Genomic DNA, 19,897 nt, shown 5'->3' with positions numbered 1-19,897 from the left:
ATGCCGCCGAAGGTCGTGGAGTCGAGCGTCGTCCGGTGCCCGCACTGCGGCCGGAACAACCGCGTACCCAAGGCGGGGGCGGGAGCGCCGCGCTGTGGCGAGTGCCGCGAGTCGCTGCCCTGGGTGGTGGACGCGGGGGACGAGGACTTCGCCGAGGTCGCCGAGGCGGCGCGGATTCCGGTCGTCGTCGACTTCTGGGCGTCCTGGTGTGGGCCCTGCCGCATGGTGAGCCCGGCGCTCCAGCAGGTCGCCACCGAGCTGGCCGGGCGGATCAAGCTGGTGAAGGTGAACATCGACGAGGCGCCCGAGACATCGCGGCGCTTCGACGTGCGAGCCGTGCCGACGCTCGTCGTCCTCCGGCTGGGGCGGGTCGTGGCCCAGCGGGCCGGTGCGGCGCCGGCGCCCGTGCTGCGGGAGTGGGTCGGCGATGCGCTGGCCGGATGAGCTCACCGAGTCGCCCGATCTGCAGGGCGCCTACCCCCGGCTGAGCGATGTGCAGATGCGGACGCTGGCCGCCCACGGCGAGCGCCGCCCGGCTCACCGGGACGACGTGCTGTTCGTGGACGGCGACCCGTGCGCCGCCTTCTTCGTCGTACTGAGCGGCAAGGTGGCGAGGGCGTGCCGGACTCCACCGGTCGGCCGTTCCCGCTGGAGACCAGCAGAGCGGGTGTGTTCGCGGCCGGCGACGTGCGGAACGGATCGATCAAACGGGTCGCGTCGGCCGTCGGCGAGGGCGCGATGGCCGTGCGCCTCGTGCACGAACACCTTCAGCTGAGGGGCTGAGCCGCCCACGCGGGGAGGAAGGGGACTGGCGATGGCAGAAGTGATGGCGGTGCCGAGGTTCGAGCGGTTCTTCAGGACGGCGGCGGGCCTCGACGTCGACAAGGAGGATCTCCGGCGCTACAGCGACTTCGTGAACCAGAAGCTGTACGACCTGCTGGTGATCGGCCAGGCCCACGCGAAGGCGAACGTCCGGGACGTCGTCGAGATTTGGGACCTGCCCATCACCAAGGGCCTCCAGGAGAGCATCCACCGGTTCCGCGACCTCGACGAGGACATCGAGCTGAAGCCCATCCTGGAGCAGCTCGCGGCGTTGCCTCCGCTCGACCTGTCCATCGGCGAGGAGGTGAGGGAACGGCTGCCCGAGATCGTCGGCGGGCTGTCGCTGGCGCTGGCGCGCACGTTCACCATCCTCGATCCCGGCCTGAAGAATCCGAGGACCGAGCAGTGGGAACGCGTGATCCGCCTTTTCGAGCTGCTGCTCTAGAAGCGAGGACATCATGAAGGCAGTCGTATACGAGGGACCCCGGCAGGTCGGCGTCGAGAACGTGCCGGACGCGCGGATAGAGATGCCCACCGACGTCCTGATCCGTGTGACCACGACCAACATCTGCGGGTCGGACCTGCACATGTACGAAGGCCGGACCGACCTGGAGCCGGGCCGTGTCCTCGGCCACGAGAACCTCGGCGAGGTGGTCGAGGTGGGGCCGGGAGTGGTACGCGTCCGCGTCGGCGACATGGTCTGCGTGCCGTTCAACGTCGCGTGCGGCTTCTGCGCCAACTGCGAGAGCGGCCTGACCGCCTTCTGCCTCACCACCAACCCGGAGCCGGGGGTGGACGGGGCCGCTTACGGCTTCGCGGACATGGGCCCGTACAACGGCGGCCAGGCCGAGCTGTTGCGCGTGCCGTTCGGCGACTTCAACTGCCTGGTCCTGCCGGACGACGCGCGGGAGAGGCAGAGCGACTACGTCATGCTGGCCGACATCTGGCCCACCGGCTGGCACGCGACCCAGCTCGCCTGTGTGCAGGCCGGCGACTCGGTCGTGATCTATGGGGCGGGGCCGGTCGGTCTGATGGCCGCCTACTCCGCGACGTTCAAGAGCGCGGGCATGGTGATGGTCGTGGACCGCCACCCGGACCGGCTGGCCAAGGCCGAGGAGATTGGGGCGATCCCGATCGACGACTCCAAGACGTCGCCGGTCGACCAGGTCATGGAGCTCACGCACGGCAGGGGCGCCGACCGGGGCTGCGAGTGCGTGGGCTACCAGGCGCACGACCCCCAGGGGCACGAGCATCCCAACATGACGCTGAACAACCTCGTCAAGTCGGTGAGGTTCGCCGGGACGATTGGGGTCGTGGGCGTGTTCATCGCCATGGATCCCGGCAGCCCCGACGACCTCTACAAGCAGGGTGAGATCGCCTTCGACTACGGGTTGTTCTGGTTCAAGGGCCAGACCATGGGCAACGGTCAGTGCAACGTCAAGAACTACAACCGGCAGCTCTGCACCCTCATCCACGAGGGGAAGGCCCGGCCGTCGTGGGTCGTCTCACACGAGCTGGATCTGGACGACGCGCCCGGCGGCTACGAGCACTTCGACCGGCGGGATCCCGGTTGGACCAAGGTTGTCCTACATCCCGCTGGCACCGGCTGACCCTCCCATGGCGGCCGCGGGCCCCGCGAGGAGGCGGGGAAGGACTGGACGGACACCGGACTCGTCTTCACCACCAGATCGGGCAAGCCGATCGAGCCACGCAACCTCGCCCGGTCCTTCGCCCGGATCGCGGAGACGCATAAGCTCCGGCCGATCCGGGTTCACGACCTCCGGCACACCGCCGCGTCCTTGCTCAAGAAGTTCGGCGTCGCGCCGCGTGACGCGATGGAAATCCTCGGGCACAGCCGGATCTCGGTGACGATGGAGATCTACACGCACGGGGACGGTGAGAGCCGCGAGAATGCCCTCAAGAGGGTGACGGGACTATTCGAGTGAGTCTGTTGCAGTACCCGTTACAGCAAAAAGCCCCGGAGCTTGACCGCTTCGGGGCGTTTATCGAGGTGGGGCTACCAGGACTTGAACCTGGGACCTCTTCCTTATCAGGGAAGCGCTCTAACCGACTGAGCTATAGCCCCGCACCGCGCAACGAACGTTACCGCATCCCGTTTCCGGTGGCGAATCCGTCGTTCCGAACGAGGAAAAGCTTACCGTGTCCGGGCCGTGGTCGTGCCATCGAAGCGCATCCGTACGGCGGGCCGCTCGTGCGGGCGGCCTGCCGTACCGACAGGGTCACTCGGCTTCGCTGAAGGTGACTTCGACACCGCCCACGAGGTCCGCGGAGATGTTGTAGATCACTGCGCCGAGGGTGGACAGCGCGGTGATGAGCACGACGTTCAGCGCGCCCAGCAGGGCCGCGTACCCGAGGATGCGGACCGGCTCGAACCAGCTCGCGATGTCGATGGTGCCGGCCCCGGCACCACCGGCACCGCTGGTGAGCTGGTTGACGGTGTCGGTGATCGAGGAGAAGACGCCGAGCGCCGACAGCACGCCGTACAGCACGGCGACGGCCACGAACAGCACGACGAAGCACACCAGCGACACGACGAAGCTGAACTTCATCGCCGACCACGGCTCGATCCTGCGCAGGACCAGGTGGGCCTTGCGCGGCGGGCGCACGCCGAGCTTCTTGTCCTTGTCCTTCTTGGAGGACTCGGCTCGATCTCCAGCCGGGCCGAAGTTCAGGCCGCGTACGGAGCCGCCGTCCGCCGAGGGACGACCGTTGTCCACAGACGGACGACCGTTGTCCACAGGGGGTGTGGACGTACCGAGGCCGGCGGGCCGGGGGTACTGCGCGGTCGCTCCGCCGCCCTCGGACCTGCTGTTGTCGGACGCGCCGTCCGTGGCCGTCTGCCGCTTCCATGGCTGGTCGGCGGCCGAGGTCCGGATGCGCATGGTGTCGTCGGCCTTCGCCTTGTCGGCGGCGGTCACGTCATCTCCTTCGGAAGCCACCTTGGCGACGCTACCGCCATCGTGCGCCCGCGCGGTAACGCCGTTCGAAGACGACGCCGGGCGGGCGCCCGTGGGTCTCTGCTTGCCGCCGGGTGTCCGCGGCCCACCGGTGTCGCTCATGCCACGCCCTCACCTGGTGCGCATTCGCGGATGACGATTCGCTCGCTCATGCCTCGCCTCCTGCCCCGTTCTCCTCGGTCTCCAACGACTCGGCGTTGCGAGCGAGGGCCACAACGCTGTCACCCTCGGCCAGGTTCATCAAGCGGACGCCCATGGTCTGGCGGCCCGACTGCTTGATCTCGCCGGCGCTGGTACGGATCACCCCGCCGGCAGAGGTGATCGCGAAGACCTCGTCCTCGGGACGCACCATGACGGCTCCGACCAGCTTGCCACGAGCGCTGACGATCTTGGCCGTCAGTACGCCCTTGCCGCCCCGGCCCTGGACCGGGTACTGGTCGGCGGGTGTCCGCTTCGCATACCCACCCTCGGTCGCGATCAACACGTCATCGCCGTCGCTCATGACGTTCATCGCGAGAAGTTCGTCACCGTCGATGAACCGCATGCCGATCACACCGCTGGTGGCACGGCCCATCGGGCGCAGCGCCTCGTCCGAGGCGGTGAACCTGATCGACTGCGCGTTCTTGGACACGAGCAGCAGGTCATCACCCTCGGACACGAGACGGGCGGCGATCACCTCGTCATCCTCGCGCAGATTGATCGCGATCAGGCCACCGGATCGCGGCGAATCGTATTCGGAAAGCCGCGTCTTCTTCACCAGACCGCTGCGGGTCGCCAGCACCAGGTAGGGCGCCACGTTGTAGTCCCGCAGGTCGAGGATCTCCATCACGTGCTCGTCGGGCTGCATGGCGAGCAGGTTGGCCAGGTGCTGGCCGCGGGCGTCCCGGCCCGAGTCGGGCAGCTCGTACGCCTTGAAGCGGTAGACCCGGCCCTTGTTGGTGAAGGCCAGCAGCCAGTGGTGCGTCGTGGTGACGAAGAAGTGCTCCACGATGTCGTCCTGGCGGAGCTGCGCGCCCCTGACCCCCTTGCCGCCGCGCCGCTGCGCCCGGTAGAGGTCGGTGCTCGTCCGCTTGGCGTAGCCACCGCGCGTGATCGTGACGACCACGTCCTCCTCGGCGATCAGGTCCTCGATGGACATGTCGCCCTCGTACGCGGTGATCTCGGTCTTGCGTTCGTCGCCATACCTGGCGACGATCTCGCCGAGCTCGTCCGACACGAGCCGGCGCTGCCGAGGCTCGGAGGCCAGGATGTCCTGGTAGTCGGCGATCTGCGTCATCAGGCCGTCGTACTCGTCCTGGATCTGCTGCCGCTCCAGCGCGGCCAGCTTGCGCAGCTGCATGTCCAGGATGGCCTGCGCCTGGACCTGGTCGATGTCCAGCAGCGTCATCAGGCCGCCCTGCGCCTCGGCCGCCGACGGCGACCGCCTGATCAGGGCGATGACGTCGTCGAGCCGGTCGAGCGCCTTGAGCAGGCCGCGCAGGATGTGGGCCCGTTCCTCCGCCTTGCGCAGCAGGAACCGGGTCCGCCGGACCACGACCTCGATCTGGTGGGTGATGTAGTGCCGGACGAACTGGTCGAGCCGGAGCGTCCGCGGCACCCCGTCCACCAGCGCGATCATGTTCGCGCCGAACGTGGTCTGGAGCTGGGTGTGCTTGTAGAGGTTGTTCAGCACGACCTTCGCGACGGCGTCGCGCTTGAGCACGATCACCAGCCGCTGGCCGGTACGCGAGGAGGTCTCGTCGCGGACGTCGGCGATGCCGGTGACCTTGCCGTCCCTGACCAGCTCGGCGATCGTGAGCGCCAGGTTGTCCGGGTTCACCTGGTAGGGCAGGGCCGTGACCACCAGGCACTGCCGTCCCTTGGGGTCCTCCTCGACCTCGACGACGGCCCGCATGATGATCGAGCCACGGCCGGTGCGGTAGGCGTCCTCGATGCCGCGGCGGCCGACGATCAGCGCGCCGGTCGGGAAGTCGGGACCCTTGACCCGCGCGAGCACCCCGTCGAGCAGCTCCTCGTCGGACGCCTCGGGGTTGTCGAGCGCCCACTTGACGGCCTCGCCGACCTCCCGGAGGTTGTGCGGCGGGATGTTGGTCGCCATGCCGACGGCGATGCCGGCGGACCCGTTGACCAGCAGGTTCGGGAACCGCGACGGGAGGACGACCGGCTCCTGCGACCGCCCGTCGTAGTTGGGCTGGAAGTCGACGGTCTCCTTGTCGATGTCCCGGAGCATCTCCATGGCGATCGGCGCGAGGCGGCACTCGGTGTACCGCATCGCGGCGGCCGGGTCGTTGCCCGGCGAGCCGAAGTTGCCCTGGCCGTCGACGAGCGGGTAGCGCAGCGACCACGGCTGCGCGAGCCGTACGACGGTGTCGTAGATCGACGTGTCGCCGTGGGGGTGGTAGGAGCCCATGACGTCGCCGACGACGCGGGAGCACTTGAAGTAGCCGCGGTCGGGCCGGTAGCCGCCGTCGAACATCGCGTACAGCACGCGGCGGTGCACGGGCTTGAGGCCGTCGCGGACGTCGGGCAGCGCGCGGGACACGATGACGGACATCGCGTAGTCCATGTAGCTGCGCTGCATCTCGGCCTGGATGTCGACCGGCTCGATGCGATCGGCGGGGGGCCCAGGCGGCGTGTTCACTTCCGTCACGAAAAGTCCTTCTGGTTGGCCGCGCTGCTCAGACGTCGAGGAACCGGACGTCGCGGGCGTTGGTGATGATGAAGTTCCTGCGGGCCTCGACGTCCTCACCCATCAGCACGCTGAACAGGTCGTCGGCCTGGGCGGCGTCGTCGAGGGTGACCTGACGCAGCACCCGGGTGTCGGGGTTCATCGTGGTGTCCCACAGCTGGGAGGCGTTCATCTCGCCCAGACCCTTGAACCGCTGCACGCCGTCGTGGAGCCGGGGGTCGCGCCGGCCGCGGCCGACGCCGTCCTCGATGATCGCGTCCCGTTCCCGGTCGGAGTACGCATACGACGCGTCCTCGCCCTTGCGGTCCCACTTGATCTTGTAGAGCGGCGGCTGGGACAGGTAGACGTGACCCGCCTCGATCAGCGGCCGCATGAAGCGGAACAGCAGCGTCAGCAGCAGCGTGGTGATGTGCTGGCCGTCCACGTCGGCGTCCGCCATGAGGATCAGCTTGTGGTAGCGCAGCTTGGCGATGTCGAACTCGTCGTGCACACCGGTGCCGAGGGCCGTGATGAGCGCCTGGACCTCGTTGTTCTTGAGGACCTTGTCGATCCGGGCCTTCTCGACGTTCAGGATCTTGCCGCGGAGCGGGAGGATCGCCTGGAACTTGGGGTCGCGCCCGCCCTTGGCCGAGCCGCCGGCCGAGTCGCCCTCGACGATGAACAGCTCGCACTTCTCCGGCTCCGACCACTGGCAGTCGGCCAGCTTGCCCGGCAGGCCGCTGCCGCTTTCCAGCAGCGACTTGCGGCGGGTGAGGTCGCGCGCCTGGCGGGCCGCGATGCGGGCCCGGGAGGCCTGCAGCGACTTGTTGATGATCTCCTTGGCCTCGCCCGGGTTGCGCTCGAACCAGTCGCGCAGATGGTCGTTGCAGGCCTTCTGGACGAACGACTTCGCCTCGGTGTTGCCCAGCTTGGTCTTGGTCTGGCCCTCGAACTGCGGGTCGGCCAGCTTCACCGAGATGATCGCGGCGAGCCCCTCGCGGACGTCGTCGCCGCTGAGGTTGTCGTCCTTGCCCTCCTTGAGGAACTTCTGCTCGCGCGCGTACCGGTTGACGATGGTCGTCAGCGCGGCGCGGAAGCCCTCCTCGTGAGTGCCGCCCTCGGCGGTGTTGATCGTGTTGGCGAAGGTGTAGACCGACTCGCTGTAGGAGGCGTTCCACTGCATGGCGATCTCGACCGAGATGCCGTCGCCGTGCTCCTCGAAGTCGATGACCGAGTTGTGGATCGGGTCCTTCTTCGAGTTCAGATGGGTGACGAAGTCGGACAGGCCGCCCTCGTAGTGGTAGGTGACCACCTTGGACGCGCCGTCGATGATGTGGTCGGGCCGCTCGTCGGTCAGCTTGATCATGAGGCCCTTGTTGAGGAAGGCCATTTCCTGGAATCGGCGCGCCAGCGTCTCGAAGTTCCAGGCGGTCGTCTCGAAGATGTCCGGGTCGGGCCAGAAGCTGATCGTCGTGCCGTGCTCGTCGGTCGGCTCGCCCTTCTCCAGCGGGGCCGTCGGCTTGGCCGTCACGTACTTCTGCCGCCACACGTGGCCGTCGGTGCGGACCTCGACCTCCAGGCGCGTCGACAGCGCGTTGACGACCGAGGCGCCCACGCCGTGCAGGCCGCCTGAGACGGCGTACGACTTGCTGTCGAACTTGCCGCCGGCGTGCAGCACGGTGAAGACGACCTCGACGGCGGGCCTGCCCTCGGCGGCGACGATGCCCACGGGAATGCCGCGTCCGTGGTCCATCACGCGCACGCCGCCGTCGGCGAGCAGGGTGACCTCGATCAGGTCGTTGTGGCCGGCCAACGCCTCGTCGACCGCGTTGTCGACGATCTCGTAGACGAGGTGGTGCAGCCCGCGCTCACCGGTGGAACCGATGTACATGCCGGGGCGCTTGCGGACCGCTTCCAGCCCTTCGAGAACGGTGATAGAGCTAGCGTCGTAGGACAAGTGCGAAATCCTCCTGCCGCGGACACGCGGCGGGCGACACCGTGGATTGGCTGCCCCTGCCGTGCCCGTCACCGTCGTGAGTGCCCCGATGCGCACACCCAGGGGAAATCGGCCCATGGGACCGGGGTGACGCAAACCGGACGTGTCCTTGAGTCCGTTTACATTCTACCGGTCCGGCGGACATCAGGTGGCATTCACGGGGGCTGTGATGCCCTGTCGCTTGATGATCATGTTTCCGAGCACCCCCCACACGGAACGGGGGTCGGAGCCGCAGACGCGATTTTGGGCCGGTTCGGGCTCTCCTCGGGCCGGTTTTCAGATCGTCGCGCGCCGGCGCGGGCCCCGGACGGCGCTCGCCGCCTCCCGCTCAGCCGTATGTATCGCCCGGCCCACGGCTCCCGCGTACGCGCAGGCCGCCCTCCTGGCGGTGACCCACGCCGGGGCCGTGCACCTTGACGCGGGTCACGACGCCGTCGCCGAGCTCCTCGTTCAACCGCCTGACCAGGGTGGACGCGAGCAGCCGGACCTGGGTCGCCCAGGCGGTCGAGTCGGCGGCGACCACCACCTCGCCGTCCTCGAAGGTCTCCGGCCTGGTGTGGGCGGCCAGCTCGGGACCGACGATCTCCGCCCAGCGGCCGAACACCCCGCCCACCGCGACCGGCTGCTCCCATCCCCGGGCGGCGAGCAGGTCGCGGATCGCCCGGCCGAACGGCAGCGGGTCGCCGGCGTCCCGTCGTTGGGCGCCCGAGCCGGAGCGGCGGCGCGGCTCGGTGCGCGGGAGCTGCCCCCGTTTCAGCGCGTCGGCCTTCGCCTGGGCCAGCTTCTCCCGCGCCGCCGCGGCACCCCGCGCGGCCGCGCCCCGCGGGGACTGTCCACCGCCTGTGGATATCTCATCGGACACGGGTCACGCTCCCTTCCACCACGTCGAACCGGGCGCCGGCCAGCTCGGGCGGCACGTCGTCCGGCACCGCCGCCGTGATGAGCACCTGCTCGGCCGGGGCGACGATCTCGGTGAGCCGCCTGCGCCGCTGACCGTCCAGCTCCGCGAAAACGTCGTCCAGGATCAGCACGGGGTCGCCGCCGTCGGCTCTCAGCAGGTCATAGGCGGCCAGCCGCAACGCGAGGGCGAACGACCACGACTCGCCGTGGCTCGCGTAGCCCCGGGCAGGCAGCTCGCCCAGCCGCAGCAGCAGGTCGTCGCGGTGCGGGCCGACGAGGGTCACGCCGCGTTCGAGCTCCGCCTGACGAGCCTCCGCGAGGCCCGTCCGCAGGTGCTCGGCCAGTAGTTCCCGGTTTGTCCCCAGGGTGGGGATATCTGTGGATAACCCCGACGGCCGGTATTCGAGATCGGCGAGTCCCGACGACGGAGCGAGAGTGGCGTAGGCCTTCGCCACGAGCGGACGCAGCGCGTCCACCAGGCGCAGCCGCGCCTCCAGCAGTTCCGCGCCGTGGCGCACCAGGTGGGAGTCCCAAACCTCGAGCGTGCTCAGGACGTCTCCCGCGCCGGCGGCGGCGAAGGCCGCGTCGTCCTCCTGCCTGCGGCCGCCGCGCCGCCGTCCCACCCGCGTCGCCGCGGCCGTACGCAGGAGCGCGTTGCGCTGCTTGAGCACGCGCTCGTAGTCGGCGCGCACGCCCGCGAACCTGGGGACGCGGGCGACCAGCAGGTCGTCCATGAAACGGCGGCGCTCGGACGGGTCACCCTTGACCAGTGCGAGGTCCTCCGGGGCGAACAGCACGGTCCGCAGCAGGCCGAGGGCGTCGCGCGGCCGGGGGACGGGCGAGCGGTTCACCCTGGCGCGGTTGGCCCGGCCCGGGTTGATCTCGATCTCGATCAGCGCGCGGCGGTCGTCCCTGACCACCACAGCGCGCACGATCGCCCGCTGCGCGCCGTGCCGTACGAGCGGCGCGTCGGTGGCCACGCGGTGGCTCGAATGGGTCGCGATGTAGCCGAGCGCCTCGACCAGGTTGGTCTTGCCCTGCCCGTTCGGCCCGACGAACGCCGTCGCCCCCGGTTCCAGCACGAGTTCGACCTCCGGGTAGGACCGGAAGTCGGTCAGGGACAGGCTTGCCACGTGCACCCCGCCAGGCTAGTGCCGGTGCCCGGCCTTCGTGTCCCGGCCACGATGCGCTGTGGAGAAACGGCGCGCTGTGGAGAAGCGAGTGGGTGCGGGTTGTTCGTCCACAGCCTGTGGAAGATCAGCGCCGCCGAGCCACGTACCCGGACAACCCCGAATTCACACCCTTGTGGACGAACTCAAGGCCCGCGGCGCGGAGTTCGCCCGGCCGCAGCGCAGGGACGACGAGGTCTGACCGCGCGTCAGCCCTCGGCCTCCACCGGCGGGGTGACGTCGGCGCCGGGGGCGTCGGCGCCCTTGCCGGTCTGGCCCTCGACCGAGGCGACCGCGTGCCCGCCGAACTGGTTGCGCAGCGCCGCGACCATCTTCATCGCCGGGGAGTCGGCCTGGCGCGAGGCGAAGCGGGCGTACAGCGCGGCCGTGATGGCCGGCAGGGGCACGGCGTGGTCCACGGCGGCCTGGACCGTCCACCGGCCCTCGCCGGAGTCCTCCGCGTAGCCCTTGAGCTCGGTGAGGTCGGGGTCCTCCTCCAGCGCCCGCACCAGCAGGTCGAGCAGCCAGGACCGGATGACCGTGCCGTGCCGCCAGCTCTTGAACGTCTCGGGCACGTTGGTGACGGCGTCGCTGGCCTCCAGCAGCTCCCAGCCCTCGGCGAAGGCCTGCATCATGCCGTACTCGATGCCGTTGTGGACCATCTTCGCGAAGTGGCCGGCGCCCACGCCGCCCGCGTGGACGAAGCCGTCCTCACCCTCCGGCTTGAGCGTCTCGAAGATCGGCATAAGCCGGCGGACGTGTTCCTCGTCGCCGCCGGTCATCAGGGCGTAGCCGTACTCCAGGCCCCAGACGCCGCCGCTGACGCCCACGTCGACGAAGCCGATGCCGTGGGTGCGGAGGTCGGCCGCGTGCCGCTGGTCGTCCAGGTAGTGCGAGTTGCCGCCGTCGATGACGACGTCACCGTCCGACAGCAGGTCGCGCAGCTGCTCGACGGTGCTCCGCGTCGGCGCCCCGGCGGGGACCATGACCCAGATCGCGCGCGGTGCCTGAAGCCTCTCGACGAGGTCCTTCAGGCTGCCGACGTCGCTGATGGAGGGATCGCGGTCGTAGCCGACGACCTCGTGGCCGCCGCGCCGCAGCCGCTCGGCCATGTTCCCGCCCATCTTGCCGAGCCCGATCATGCCGATCTGCATCTGAGCCACCCCTCAACATCTGCGTCGTCCACCGAGGCACGCGTACCCATGCATCAGGGGTCCATGCCCGCAGGAGATCGTACGCCCGGGGTGCTCGGGCCGCGTCAGCTGGACAGGCGGATGGGCATGATGAGGTAGCGGTAGTCCTCGCTCCCCCCGTCGTCCACAGGCTTGCCCCCGGTGAGGATGGCGGGCTTGGTCGGCGTGGTGAACTGGAGCCGCGCGACGTCGGAGTCGATCGCCCCGAGGCCCTCCAGCAGGAACTGGTGGTTGAAGGCGATGTTGATCTCGTCGCCGTCGAACTCGACCGGCAGCGCCTCCACGGCCTGCGCCTCGTCGCCGCTGCCGGCCTCCAGGACGACCTCTCCGCCGCGGAAGGCCAGCCGCACGGGGGTGTTGCGCTCGGCGACGAGCGCGACGCGCTTGACGGCCTCCACGAACGAGGCTGTGGACAGGTCGGCGCGCGCGGAGAACTCGGTGGGCAGCAGCGAGCGGTACTTGGGGAACTCGGGGTCGAGCAGCCGGGTCGTCGTCCGCCGTCCGGAGCTGGAGAACCCGATCATGCCTTCGCCGGTGCCGCCGGCCGAGCTCAGCGCGATCTCGACCTCCGCGCCGGTGCCGCCCAGCGCCTTGGCCGTGTCCGCCAGCGTACGGCCGGGGATCATCGCCACGGCCTGGAAGTCGGGCTGCTCGGGCTGCCACTTCAGCTCGCGTACGGCGAGGCGGTAGCGGTCGGTGGCGGCGAGGGTCACGGTGTCGCCCTCGATCTCCATCCGTACGCCGGTGAGCATCGGGAGGGTGTCGTCCTTGCCCGCGGCGACGGCCACCTGGCCGACGGCGGAGGCGAACACGTCGCTGCCGACCCGTCCGGCGGCGGGCGGCATGGCCGGGAGGGAGGGGTAGTCCTCCACAGGCATGGTGAGAAGTGTGAACCGGGCGCTGCCGCAGGTGACGACGGCCTTGGCTCCGTCCACAACCAGTTCGACCGGCTGTGCGGGGAGCGCGCGGGTGATCTCGGCGAGGAGCTTGCCCGAGACGAGCACCACGCCCGGCTCTCCGGTCTGCAGGTCGAGGGTCACCTCGGCGGAGACCTCGTAGTCGAAGCCGGAGAGCTTCAGCCGCTGGTCGTCGGTCACCTCCAGCCGCATGCCGGCGAGCACCGGCACCGAGGGACGGGCCGGAAGGCTCCGTGCCGTCCACGCCACGGCCTCGGCGAGCACGTCGCGATCGATCCGGAACATCACGTGGATCAGCCTCCTGGGTGTCGCTGCTTCGTCAAGTCTTCACTCTCCCGCACCTGTGTGCCTCCAGAACCCCTTCTATGGTTCTTGAGTTCCTTAGAGAGAGATACAAGTCGTCCTAATAGGCAGTGTGGATATGTGGATGTCGAGCATTTTCGCAGCTCAGCGGAGCTGATTCATCCACCGCCGGTGTGGGGGAAACGTGGACGGACCCCCTGTGGACTGTGGGTGGCCCCGCTGTCCCCACACCCGTTCCCCAGGCGGAGGGCCCTCTGTCCACGAGTAATCCACGAGGTTTCCACCGGTTGTCCACGGGGTAAAAGGGACAGCTGAGCTGTGTGTGACGAGTACGCACAGGGCGTCCCCAGCTCGTCCACGGGTATTCCCCAAGCCATCCCCAGGTTCTCCCCAAAGTTGTCCCCAAGTGGGGACGGCGCGTTGGCGGGCCGGAGAGGGTGGGGGTAACGCACGGAGCCGCCGCCGAGGGCGACATTTTTGATCCACAGAGTTATCCACAGCTGTGTACTAAGCGTTGCGTGCGCGCTGCTTGATCCGTGTCGTCAGCTCGTTGACCTGGTTGTACATCGAGCGCCGCTCAGCCATCAGCGACCGGATTTTACGCTCCGCGTGCATCACGGTTGTGTGGTCGCGCCCGCCGAACTGCTGGCCGATCTTGGGCAGGGACAGGTCGGTCAGTTCGCGGGCCAGGTACATGGCGATCTGGCGGGCGGTGACCAGGGCGCGCGAGCGTGAGCTTCCACACAGGTCGTCGAGGGAGACACCGAAGTACTCGGCGGTTGTGGACATGATGAGGGAGATGGTGATCTCCGGGCTCGCGTCCTCGCTGATGAGGTCCTTGAGGACGATCTCGGCGAGCTGGATGTCCACAGACTGCCGGTTGAGGCTGGCGAACGCGGTGACCCGGATCAGTGCGCCCTCGAGCTCCCGGATGTTGGTCGCGATGCGGCTGGCGATGTACTCCAGCACGTCGGGCGGCGCGGCCAGGCCCTCCTGGATCGCCTTCTTGCGCAGGATCGCGATGCGGGTCTCCAGCTCGGGCGGCTGGACATCGGTGATCAGCCCCCACTCGAACCGGTTGCGCAGCCGGTCCTCCAGCGTCACGAGCTGCTTCGGCGCCCGGTCGCTGGAGATGACGATCTGCTTGCTGGCGTTGTGGAGGGTGTTGAAGGTGTGGAAGAACTCCTCCTGCGTCTGCTCCTTGCCCTCGAGGAACTGGATGTCGTCCACGAGGAGGATGTCCACAGCCCGGAAGCGGGAGCGGAACCCGTCGGCCTTGTGGTCCCGGATGGAGTTGATGAAGTCGTTGGTGAACTCCTCGGAGCTCACGTACCGCACCCGGGCGCCGTCGTACAGGCTCTGCGCGTAGTGGCCGATCGCGTGCAGCAGGTGGGTCTTCCCCAGTCCAGAGTCGCCGTAGATGAACAGCGGGTTGTACGCCTTGGCGGGGGCCTCGGCGACCGCGACGGCGGCGGCGTGCGCGAAGCGGTTGCTGGCGCCGATGACGAACGTCTCGAACGTGTACTTGGCGTTCAGCCGGGCCGGCTCGCCGGAGGTGCGGCCGCCGCGGGCGTCCCAGCGGTTCTGCCCGGGGCCGCCGGGCACAGGACCGGGCACGGGGCCCGGCACCGGCTCGGGCTTGGGCGCGGCGGGCGGCTCGGGGGAGTAGCCGCCGGGCCGTTGCGGGTGATCCGGCGGGGACATGTGCTGCGGCGGCTGTGGATACTGCTGGCCCTGTGGATAGTGCGGCCCGTGCGGCTCGGCGTCGCGCCGGATCGGGCCGTCCTCGGCTAAGGGGAAGCGCGGAGCCTGGGGGCGGGGCTGTGGATAATCTGTGGACGGCACCTGTGGACGATGGTCGGCCGGCGGTGCCATGGCGGGGTCCGAGGCGGCGGGCAGGCCGGCGCCGGGATCCACCATCACGGCGATCCGCACGGGCCGGCCGAGCTCCTGCGACAACGCGTGCACGATCAGCGGGCGCAGCCGTACCTCGATGACCTCCTTGGCGAAGTCGTTGGGGGCCGCCAGGAGAATCGTGTCGTTGATGAGTCCGGAGGGCTGCGTCATCTGGAGGAACGCCCGCTGCTGCCCCGAGACGCCCTCGTCGAGCAGGGTCCTGAGCGCCCGAGCCCATACAGCGTTGAGATCGACGCCTTCCATGGCTCGGCCCCTCCTCTCGTTGCGCGGCCCCGCTCGCCCGCCGCGATCCGTGTCGTTTCTCAGTCCTGTACGCCTCGCCGCACCGGCCCTCGTCCGGCTGCCATCCACATATGATCCACATGATGTGCACAGCCCGTGCATCCTCCCCGGGCACATTCACGCTGGTGGGGGGAAGGGCCGGACGGCCGACGGTAGCGGTGTGCGCAACCTGCGTTCAAGGCGTTGTCCACAGCCTAACGGGCCATGGTCGCTCGCCGTACGCGCTTGGCGTCACGGGTGCCGGTTTGACCTGACGTACGGTGGGCCCGTAACGTATCCCGGTCGGCTAATCACGCGACGGCTATTTCGCATGCCCGCGCATATGACGAGCCGTGACCATGGAATGTACCGCGCCCGCGGAACGCCGCGGACGTACCTGAAGCCTGGAGCCCAGCCGTGAGCAAGCGTACTTACCAGCCGAACAACCGTCGCCGCGCGAAGACCCACGGCTTCCGGCTGCGCATGCGCACCCGGGCCGGCCGCGCCATCCTGGCCGCGCGCCGCCGCAAGGGCCGCGCCGAGCTGACGGTCTGACGATCAGACGCCGCCCGCCCGTGCCGAGCGGAGCGGGCGGCCATACGTCGAGGAAGGCCCGGTGCTGCCGTCCGCGTCCCGCATGCGGCGGGGTGACGAGTTCGCCGACGCGATTCGCCGTGGGCGGCGCGCCGGGCGTCCCACCCTGGTCGTACACCTGAACCTGCGTGACGCCGACGAGCCACCGCTGGTCGGCTTCGTCGTGAGCAAGGCGGTCGGTGGCGCCGTGGTGCGGAACCAGGTCAGGCGCAGGTTGAGACACCTCGTGCGGAGCCGCCTGCCGCTGCTGCCGAGAGGTAGCCTTCTGGTGGTACGCGCCAATCCACCGGCCGCGTCCGCGCGCAGCGAGCACCTGGCCGCCGAACTCGACGTCGCGCTGAGTCGTTTACTCCGGCGGCGCGGGTCCGATTCCCGGACCCCGACGGATGGACGGTCATGACAGCGCAGCAACCGACCCCGGCCGTGGTGCCCGGGGAGGCGGATCGGCCCGCGACCGGGCCGGTCGCCCGCGTGCTGCTCGCGATCATCCGGTTCTACCGCGCCTTCATCAGCCCGATGCTGGGGCCGAGGTGCCGGTTCGAGCCGTCCTGCAGTGCCTATGGTCTGGAAGCCGTCGCCGTTCATGGAGCGGCGCGCGGGGTATGGCTGACCGTCAGGCGTATCGGACGGTGTCACCCGTTCCATCCTGGAGGTTTCGACCCGGTGCCCCCACGCCGAGTCCGGTCTCACGACGAAACGCAAGGGAGCTAGCTCGGTGGAGCTGCCATTCCTGAATTGGCTGTATACGGCGGTGGCTTGGGTGATCACCCAGATCCACGCCGGCTACAGCACTTTCATCCCCTCCAGCAGCGGTCTCAACTGGGCGCTGACCATCATCACGCTGACCGTGCTGATGCGTCTGCTGATCTTCCCGCTCTTCATGAAGCAGATGCGCTCGTCGCGCAAGATGCAGGAGCTGGCGCCCAAGGTCCAGGAGCTGCGCAAGAAGTACAAGAACGACAAGCAGCGCATGAACCAGGAGGTCATGCGGCTGTACCAGGAGGGGGGCGCCAATCCACTCGGGGGCTGCCTCCCGATCGTCGCGCAGTTCCCGATCTTCATCTCGATGTTCACCGTGCTGCGGGCCATCGCCGAGGACCGGGCCGTTTTCGGCATGACCAAGGAACTGGTGAACAGCGCGCGTGCCGCGCACGTCATCGGCGCGCCGCTGACGGCGAAGTTCTTCGACAGCTCCGAGGTCATCCAGAGTCTCGGCGCCCAGCCGCTGATGACGAAGATCGTGCTCGCCTGCTTCGTGGCCATCAGCTCGTGCACCACGTTCCTCACCGTCCGGCAGAGCGTGAAGCGCTCGATGGCGCAGATGCCGGACAACCCCATGGCGCAGCAGCAGAAGCTCCTCATGTACATCTCGCCGCTGTTCGCCGTCTTCAGCCTGAACTTCCAACTCGGTCTGATCCTCTACTGGGTGACCACCAACCTGTGGACGCTCGGCCAGCAGCACTGGTTCTACAGCCGTCACCCGATGCCGGTCGTGGACGAGAAGGGCAACGTCACCACTCCCGAGCCGACGAACGGCATCTTCACCAAGCTGGTGGGAAAGCCCAAGGCGGCGGCGCAGCCTGAGCCCGAACCCGCCCCCAAGATCGTCCGTCAGCAGCCGACGCGCCAGCCTCGCAGCAAGCGCACCGGCAGCAAGAAGTCGTAGGAGAAGGAGAGTCCGGACGTGACCGAAGCTGAGGAGACCCTCAAGCCTGCTCCCGACGTCGAAGCCCTGGAACAGGAGGGCGAGATCGCGGCGGACTACCTGGAGGGCCTGCTCGACATCGCCGACCTCGACGGCGACATCGACATGGACGTCGAGGGGGACCGTGCGATGGTCTCGATCGTGGGCGTCAAGGGCGACGAGCTCGTGGGCCCCGGTGGGGAGGTGCTGGAGGCGCTGCAGGAGCTGACGCGCCTGGCCGTGCACCGCCAGACGGGGGAGCGTTCGCGACTCATGCTCGACGTGGGCGGTTATCGGGAGCGGCGCCGGGCCGAGCTCACCAAGGTGGGCGCCACGGCGGCCGACGACGTCAAGCGCACCGGCGAGCCGAAGGCGCTCAAGCCGATGACGCCGTTCGAGCGCAAGATCGTTCACGACGCGGTCGCCGCTGCGGGCCTGCGCAGCGAGTCCGAGGGTGAGGAACCCCGCCGCTTCGTGGTGGTCCTGCCCGCCTGACCGCTTTTCACAGTTCCGACGCGGGGAAGCCGCCGGTCCCACATCCGGGACCGGCGGCTTTTCCGTCCTGTACGTCCTTTCCTCGCCCTGCCCCTTCGGTCGGCATCGCACGGCCGGCGGCCGCCGGATGTACGGCTGGCCGTCGCCGAAGGGAAAGGACGGTTACCCTTGGCCGAGAGCGTTCCTGGATGAGTGAGTGATGACGGAGAGCAACGAGCTGCCCGAGGCGCCCCCGGTGGCCCGGGAGATTTTCACCGGTGAGGCGTTGGAGCGGGCCCGGGTGTTCGCCGAGTTGCTCGCCGGGCCGGGTGTGGTGCGGGGACTGCTGGGGCCGCGCGAGGTGCCCCGCATCTGGGACCGGCACCTGCTGAACTGCGCGGTCGTGGAGGAAGCGGTCCCGCAGGATTCGACTGTGATCGACATCGGCTCGGGCGCCGGCCTGCCCGGCCTCGTGCTCGCGATCGTGCGCCCCGATGTGACGGTGACGCTGCTGGAGCCGCTGCTGCGCCGCACCGTGTTCCTGTCCGAGTGCGTCGAGACGCTCAAGCTCGACAACGTGGAGGTGCTGCGCGGGCGGGCCGAGGAACTCGCCCGCAAGCGCGTCTTCGACGTGGCGACGGCGCGGGCGGTCGCGCCGCTCGACCGTCTGCTGTCGTGGTCGATGCCGCTGCTGCACGAGGGCGGGGAGTTGCTCGCGATGAAGGGGGAGCGGGCACAGGAGGAACTGGACGCGGCTCGCCCCCAGTTGGAGTCGTATGGCGTGAGGCACGTCGAGCTGATCACGGTGGGGCGCGGTAAGGTCGAGCCGCCCGCGACCCTCGTTCGCGTCGTCGCCGGACGGTCTCCGCGAACGGACACGCGGAGGCGACGAAAGAGGTGAACCGGTGGCGGACGCCGGATCAGGCGGTGTGACAGCGGGTCTGGGTTGGCCGGAGACTCGGCTCCCCCTACGCTGGGAGATCGCGACAGCAGGCCGGTCCTCCGGGGTGGGCTGGCCTCGTCCCCCTGTCTCGCCGGTCGAAAGGACGACGACCGTGTCCCAGACCCCCCTTAACCCTGGCGATTCGCCGCTGGTACGAGAGGCACTGAGTTCTGTGGTTTCACGTGAAACAGCCGCCACGCCCCCGCAGGCGGCTGCGCCTTCCGTCGGTTACTCGACACGCGACGAGGGGGCCTGGCCCCGGCCTACCCGGTGTCGCGTGATGACGGTGGCCAACCAGAAGGGCGGCGTGGGGAAGACCACCACGGCCGTCAACCTCGCGGCGGCGCTGTCCATGCACGATCAGCGCGTTCTCGTGGTCGATCTCGACCCGCAGGGCAACGCGTCCACGGCGTTGGCGACGGAACACCGGTCGGGGATGCCGTCGGTGTACCAGGTCCTCGTGGACGACATGCCGCTGTCGCAGATCGTGAATCCGGTCCCCGACATGCCTAACCTGTACTGCGCTCCGGCCACGCTCGACCTCGCGGGCGCGGAGATCGAGCTGGTTCCGATGGTCGGCCGGGAGACCCGTCTGCGGCGGGCGCTCGCCTCGTTCGACGCGATGGAGTTCGACTACATCCTTATCGACTGCCCGCCGTCGCTGGGCCTGCTGACCGTGAACGCCATGGCGGCGGCCCAGGAGGTGCTGATTCCCATCCAGTGCGAGTACTACGCCCTGGAGGGGCTCACCCAGCTTATGCAGAACGTGGAACTGGTGCGCGCGCACCTCAACCAGACGCTGGCGGTCTCGACCATCCTGCTCACGATGTACGACGGCCGGACCCGCCTCGCCTCCCAGGTGGCCGAAGAGGTGCGCTCCCACTTCGGCGACACCGTGCTCGACGCCGTCATCCCCAGGAGCGTCCGCGTCTCCGAGGCGCCCAGCTACGGCCAGTCGGTCATGACGTACGACCCGGGATCGAGCGGGGCACTGGCATACATGGGTGCTGCTCGCGAGATCGCCTATCGGGCGGCGGCCCTCGCCGGCGCCTGACAGAGCGGGGCGGCGCTCCGGACG

The 19,897-nt window shown here is 69.1% G+C and carries 19 protein-coding genes, 1 tRNA gene and 1 pseudogene; 12 read left to right on the top strand and 9 right to left on the bottom strand.

The window, feature by feature from the left end:
- The 5 genes and pseudogenes from trxA to HHX35_RS28740 form a co-directional block, all read left to right on the top strand.
- Positions 1–444 (top strand): thioredoxin, encoded by a 444-nt coding sequence (gene trxA / locus HHX35_RS28760; protein WP_220505988.1) that lies wholly within the window; start codon positions 1–3, stop codon positions 442–444.
- A gap of 174 nt (positions 445–618) precedes the next feature.
- Entirely contained in the window at positions 619–783 is a 165-nt protein-coding gene (locus HHX35_RS28755) for a hypothetical protein (protein WP_220506034.1), read from the top strand.
- Between the two features lie 31 nt (positions 784–814).
- A complete protein-coding gene (locus HHX35_RS28750) occupies positions 815–1,267 on the top strand; it encodes a DUF1931 family protein (RefSeq protein ID WP_182901802.1) in 453 nt (150 codons plus the stop codon).
- A 13-nt stretch (positions 1,268–1,280) separates the two neighbouring features.
- Positions 1,281–2,432 (top strand): glutathione-independent formaldehyde dehydrogenase, encoded by a 1,152-nt coding sequence (locus HHX35_RS28745; RefSeq protein ID WP_182901801.1) that lies wholly within the window; start codon positions 1,281–1,283, stop codon positions 2,430–2,432.
- 63 nt (positions 2,433–2,495) lie between these two features.
- Positions 2,496–2,768 (top strand): annotated as a pseudogene (locus HHX35_RS28740) (tyrosine-type recombinase/integrase); the annotation flags it as partial.
- Positions 2,769–2,834: 66 nt separating this feature from the next.
- On the opposite strand, the gene HHX35_RS28735 reads toward HHX35_RS28740, so the two are convergent.
- The 9 genes from HHX35_RS28735 to dnaA form a co-directional block, all read right to left on the bottom strand.
- Positions 2,835–2,908 (bottom strand) — tRNA-Ile (locus HHX35_RS28735).
- 154 nt (positions 2,909–3,062) lie between these two features.
- Positions 3,063–3,761 (bottom strand): DUF3566 domain-containing protein, encoded by a 699-nt coding sequence (locus HHX35_RS28730; RefSeq protein ID WP_310739361.1) that lies wholly within the window; start codon positions 3,759–3,761, stop codon positions 3,063–3,065.
- A 187-nt stretch (positions 3,762–3,948) separates the two neighbouring features.
- Entirely contained in the window at positions 3,949–6,450 is a 2,502-nt protein-coding gene (gene gyrA / locus HHX35_RS28725) for a DNA gyrase subunit A (protein WP_182901800.1), read from the bottom strand.
- A 28-nt stretch (positions 6,451–6,478) separates the two neighbouring features.
- Entirely contained in the window at positions 6,479–8,425 is a 1,947-nt protein-coding gene (gyrB, locus tag HHX35_RS28720) for a DNA topoisomerase (ATP-hydrolyzing) subunit B (RefSeq protein ID WP_259405474.1), read from the bottom strand.
- Positions 8,426–8,792: 367 nt separating this feature from the next.
- Positions 8,793–9,326, bottom strand: a complete 534-nt coding sequence (locus HHX35_RS28715; RefSeq protein WP_310739360.1) for a DciA family protein — start codon at positions 9,324–9,326, stop codon at positions 8,793–8,795.
- Positions 9,316–10,503 carry a DNA replication/repair protein RecF gene (gene recF / locus HHX35_RS28710; RefSeq protein ID WP_182901798.1) on the bottom strand — a complete coding sequence of 396 codons (1,188 nt, stop codon included), beginning with the start codon at positions 10,501–10,503 and terminating at the stop codon, positions 9,316–9,318. Before recF ends, HHX35_RS28715 begins: the two co-directional genes overlap by 11 nt.
- Positions 10,504–10,742: 239 nt before the next feature.
- Positions 10,743–11,687 (bottom strand): phosphogluconate dehydrogenase (NAD(+)-dependent, decarboxylating), encoded by a 945-nt coding sequence (gnd, locus tag HHX35_RS28705; protein ID WP_182901797.1) that lies wholly within the window; start codon positions 11,685–11,687, stop codon positions 10,743–10,745.
- A 104-nt stretch (positions 11,688–11,791) separates the two neighbouring features.
- The gene (gene dnaN / locus HHX35_RS28700) at positions 11,792–12,931 is read right to left on the bottom strand and encodes a DNA polymerase III subunit beta (protein WP_030508588.1); all 1,140 of its coding nucleotides are present in this window, start codon (positions 12,929–12,931) and stop codon (positions 11,792–11,794) included.
- A 522-nt stretch (positions 12,932–13,453) separates the two neighbouring features.
- Entirely contained in the window at positions 13,454–15,106 is a 1,653-nt protein-coding gene (gene dnaA, locus HHX35_RS28695) for a chromosomal replication initiator protein DnaA (RefSeq protein WP_182901796.1), read from the bottom strand.
- Positions 15,107–15,541: 435 nt separating this feature from the next.
- On the opposite strand from dnaA, the gene rpmH reads away from it, so the two are divergent.
- The 7 genes from rpmH (at position 15,542) to HHX35_RS28660 (ending at position 19,873) form a co-directional block, all read left to right on the top strand.
- Positions 15,542–15,679, top strand: a complete 138-nt coding sequence (gene rpmH, locus HHX35_RS28690) for a 50S ribosomal protein L34 (RefSeq protein WP_015772801.1) — start codon at positions 15,542–15,544, stop codon at positions 15,677–15,679.
- A gap of 61 nt (positions 15,680–15,740) precedes the next feature.
- Positions 15,741–16,118, top strand: coding sequence for a ribonuclease P protein component (rnpA, locus tag HHX35_RS28685; protein ID WP_182901795.1), 378 nt, complete (start codon positions 15,741–15,743; stop codon positions 16,116–16,118).
- Entirely contained in the window at positions 16,115–16,429 is a 315-nt protein-coding gene (gene yidD, locus HHX35_RS28680; RefSeq protein WP_079314210.1) for a membrane protein insertion efficiency factor YidD, read from the top strand. Before rnpA ends, yidD begins: the two co-directional genes overlap by 4 nt.
- Positions 16,430–16,433: 4 nt before the next feature.
- The gene (yidC, locus tag HHX35_RS28675; RefSeq protein WP_182901794.1) at positions 16,434–17,384 is read left to right on the top strand and encodes a membrane protein insertase YidC; all 951 of its coding nucleotides are present in this window, start codon (positions 16,434–16,436) and stop codon (positions 17,382–17,384) included.
- An 18-nt stretch (positions 17,385–17,402) separates the two neighbouring features.
- Positions 17,403–17,897, top strand: coding sequence for a R3H domain-containing nucleic acid-binding protein (locus HHX35_RS28670; RefSeq protein WP_182901793.1), 495 nt, complete (start codon positions 17,403–17,405; stop codon positions 17,895–17,897).
- 199 nt (positions 17,898–18,096) lie between these two features.
- Positions 18,097–18,777: a 16S rRNA (guanine(527)-N(7))-methyltransferase RsmG gene (rsmG, locus tag HHX35_RS28665; protein WP_182901792.1), complete on the top strand. Its 681-nt coding sequence runs from the start codon at positions 18,097–18,099 to the stop codon at positions 18,775–18,777.
- 322 nt (positions 18,778–19,099) lie between these two features.
- A complete protein-coding gene (locus HHX35_RS28660; RefSeq protein ID WP_205825859.1) occupies positions 19,100–19,873 on the top strand; it encodes a ParA family protein in 774 nt (257 codons plus the stop codon).
- Positions 19,874–19,897 lie beyond the last annotated feature (24 nt).

The sequence above is a fragment of the Microbispora sp. H10830 genome (assembly GCF_014161375.1).
GTDB classification, from domain to species: domain Bacteria; phylum Actinomycetota; class Actinomycetes; order Streptosporangiales; family Streptosporangiaceae; genus Microbispora; species Microbispora catharanthi.
The sequence above is the reverse complement of the archived record's forward strand: the minus strand, read 5'-3'. Positions and strand labels throughout refer to the sequence as shown.

Excerpts from the sequence above, each read along its gene's own strand:
- yidD (WP_079314210.1), top strand. The coding sequence starts at position 16,115 with ATGACAGCGCAGCAACCGACCCCGGCCGTGGTGCCCGGGGAGGCGGAT.
- rsmG (WP_182901792.1), top strand. The coding sequence starts at position 18,097 with ATGACGGAGAGCAACGAGCTGCCCGAGGCGCCCCCGGTGGCCCGGGAG.
- gnd (WP_182901797.1), bottom strand. The coding sequence starts at position 11,687 with ATGCAGATCGGCATGATCGGGCTCGGCAAGATGGGCGGGAACATGGCC.
- HHX35_RS28750 (WP_182901802.1), top strand. The coding sequence starts at position 815 with ATGGCAGAAGTGATGGCGGTGCCGAGGTTCGAGCGGTTCTTCAGGACG.
- HHX35_RS28660 (WP_205825859.1), top strand. The coding sequence starts at position 19,100 with ATGACGGTGGCCAACCAGAAGGGCGGCGTGGGGAAGACCACCACGGCC.
- HHX35_RS28745 (WP_182901801.1), top strand. The coding sequence starts at position 1,281 with ATGAAGGCAGTCGTATACGAGGGACCCCGGCAGGTCGGCGTCGAGAAC.
- dnaA (WP_182901796.1), bottom strand. The coding sequence starts at position 15,106 with ATGGAAGGCGTCGATCTCAACGCTGTATGGGCTCGGGCGCTCAGGACC.
- trxA (WP_220505988.1), top strand. The coding sequence starts at position 1 with ATGCCGCCGAAGGTCGTGGAGTCGAGCGTCGTCCGGTGCCCGCACTGC.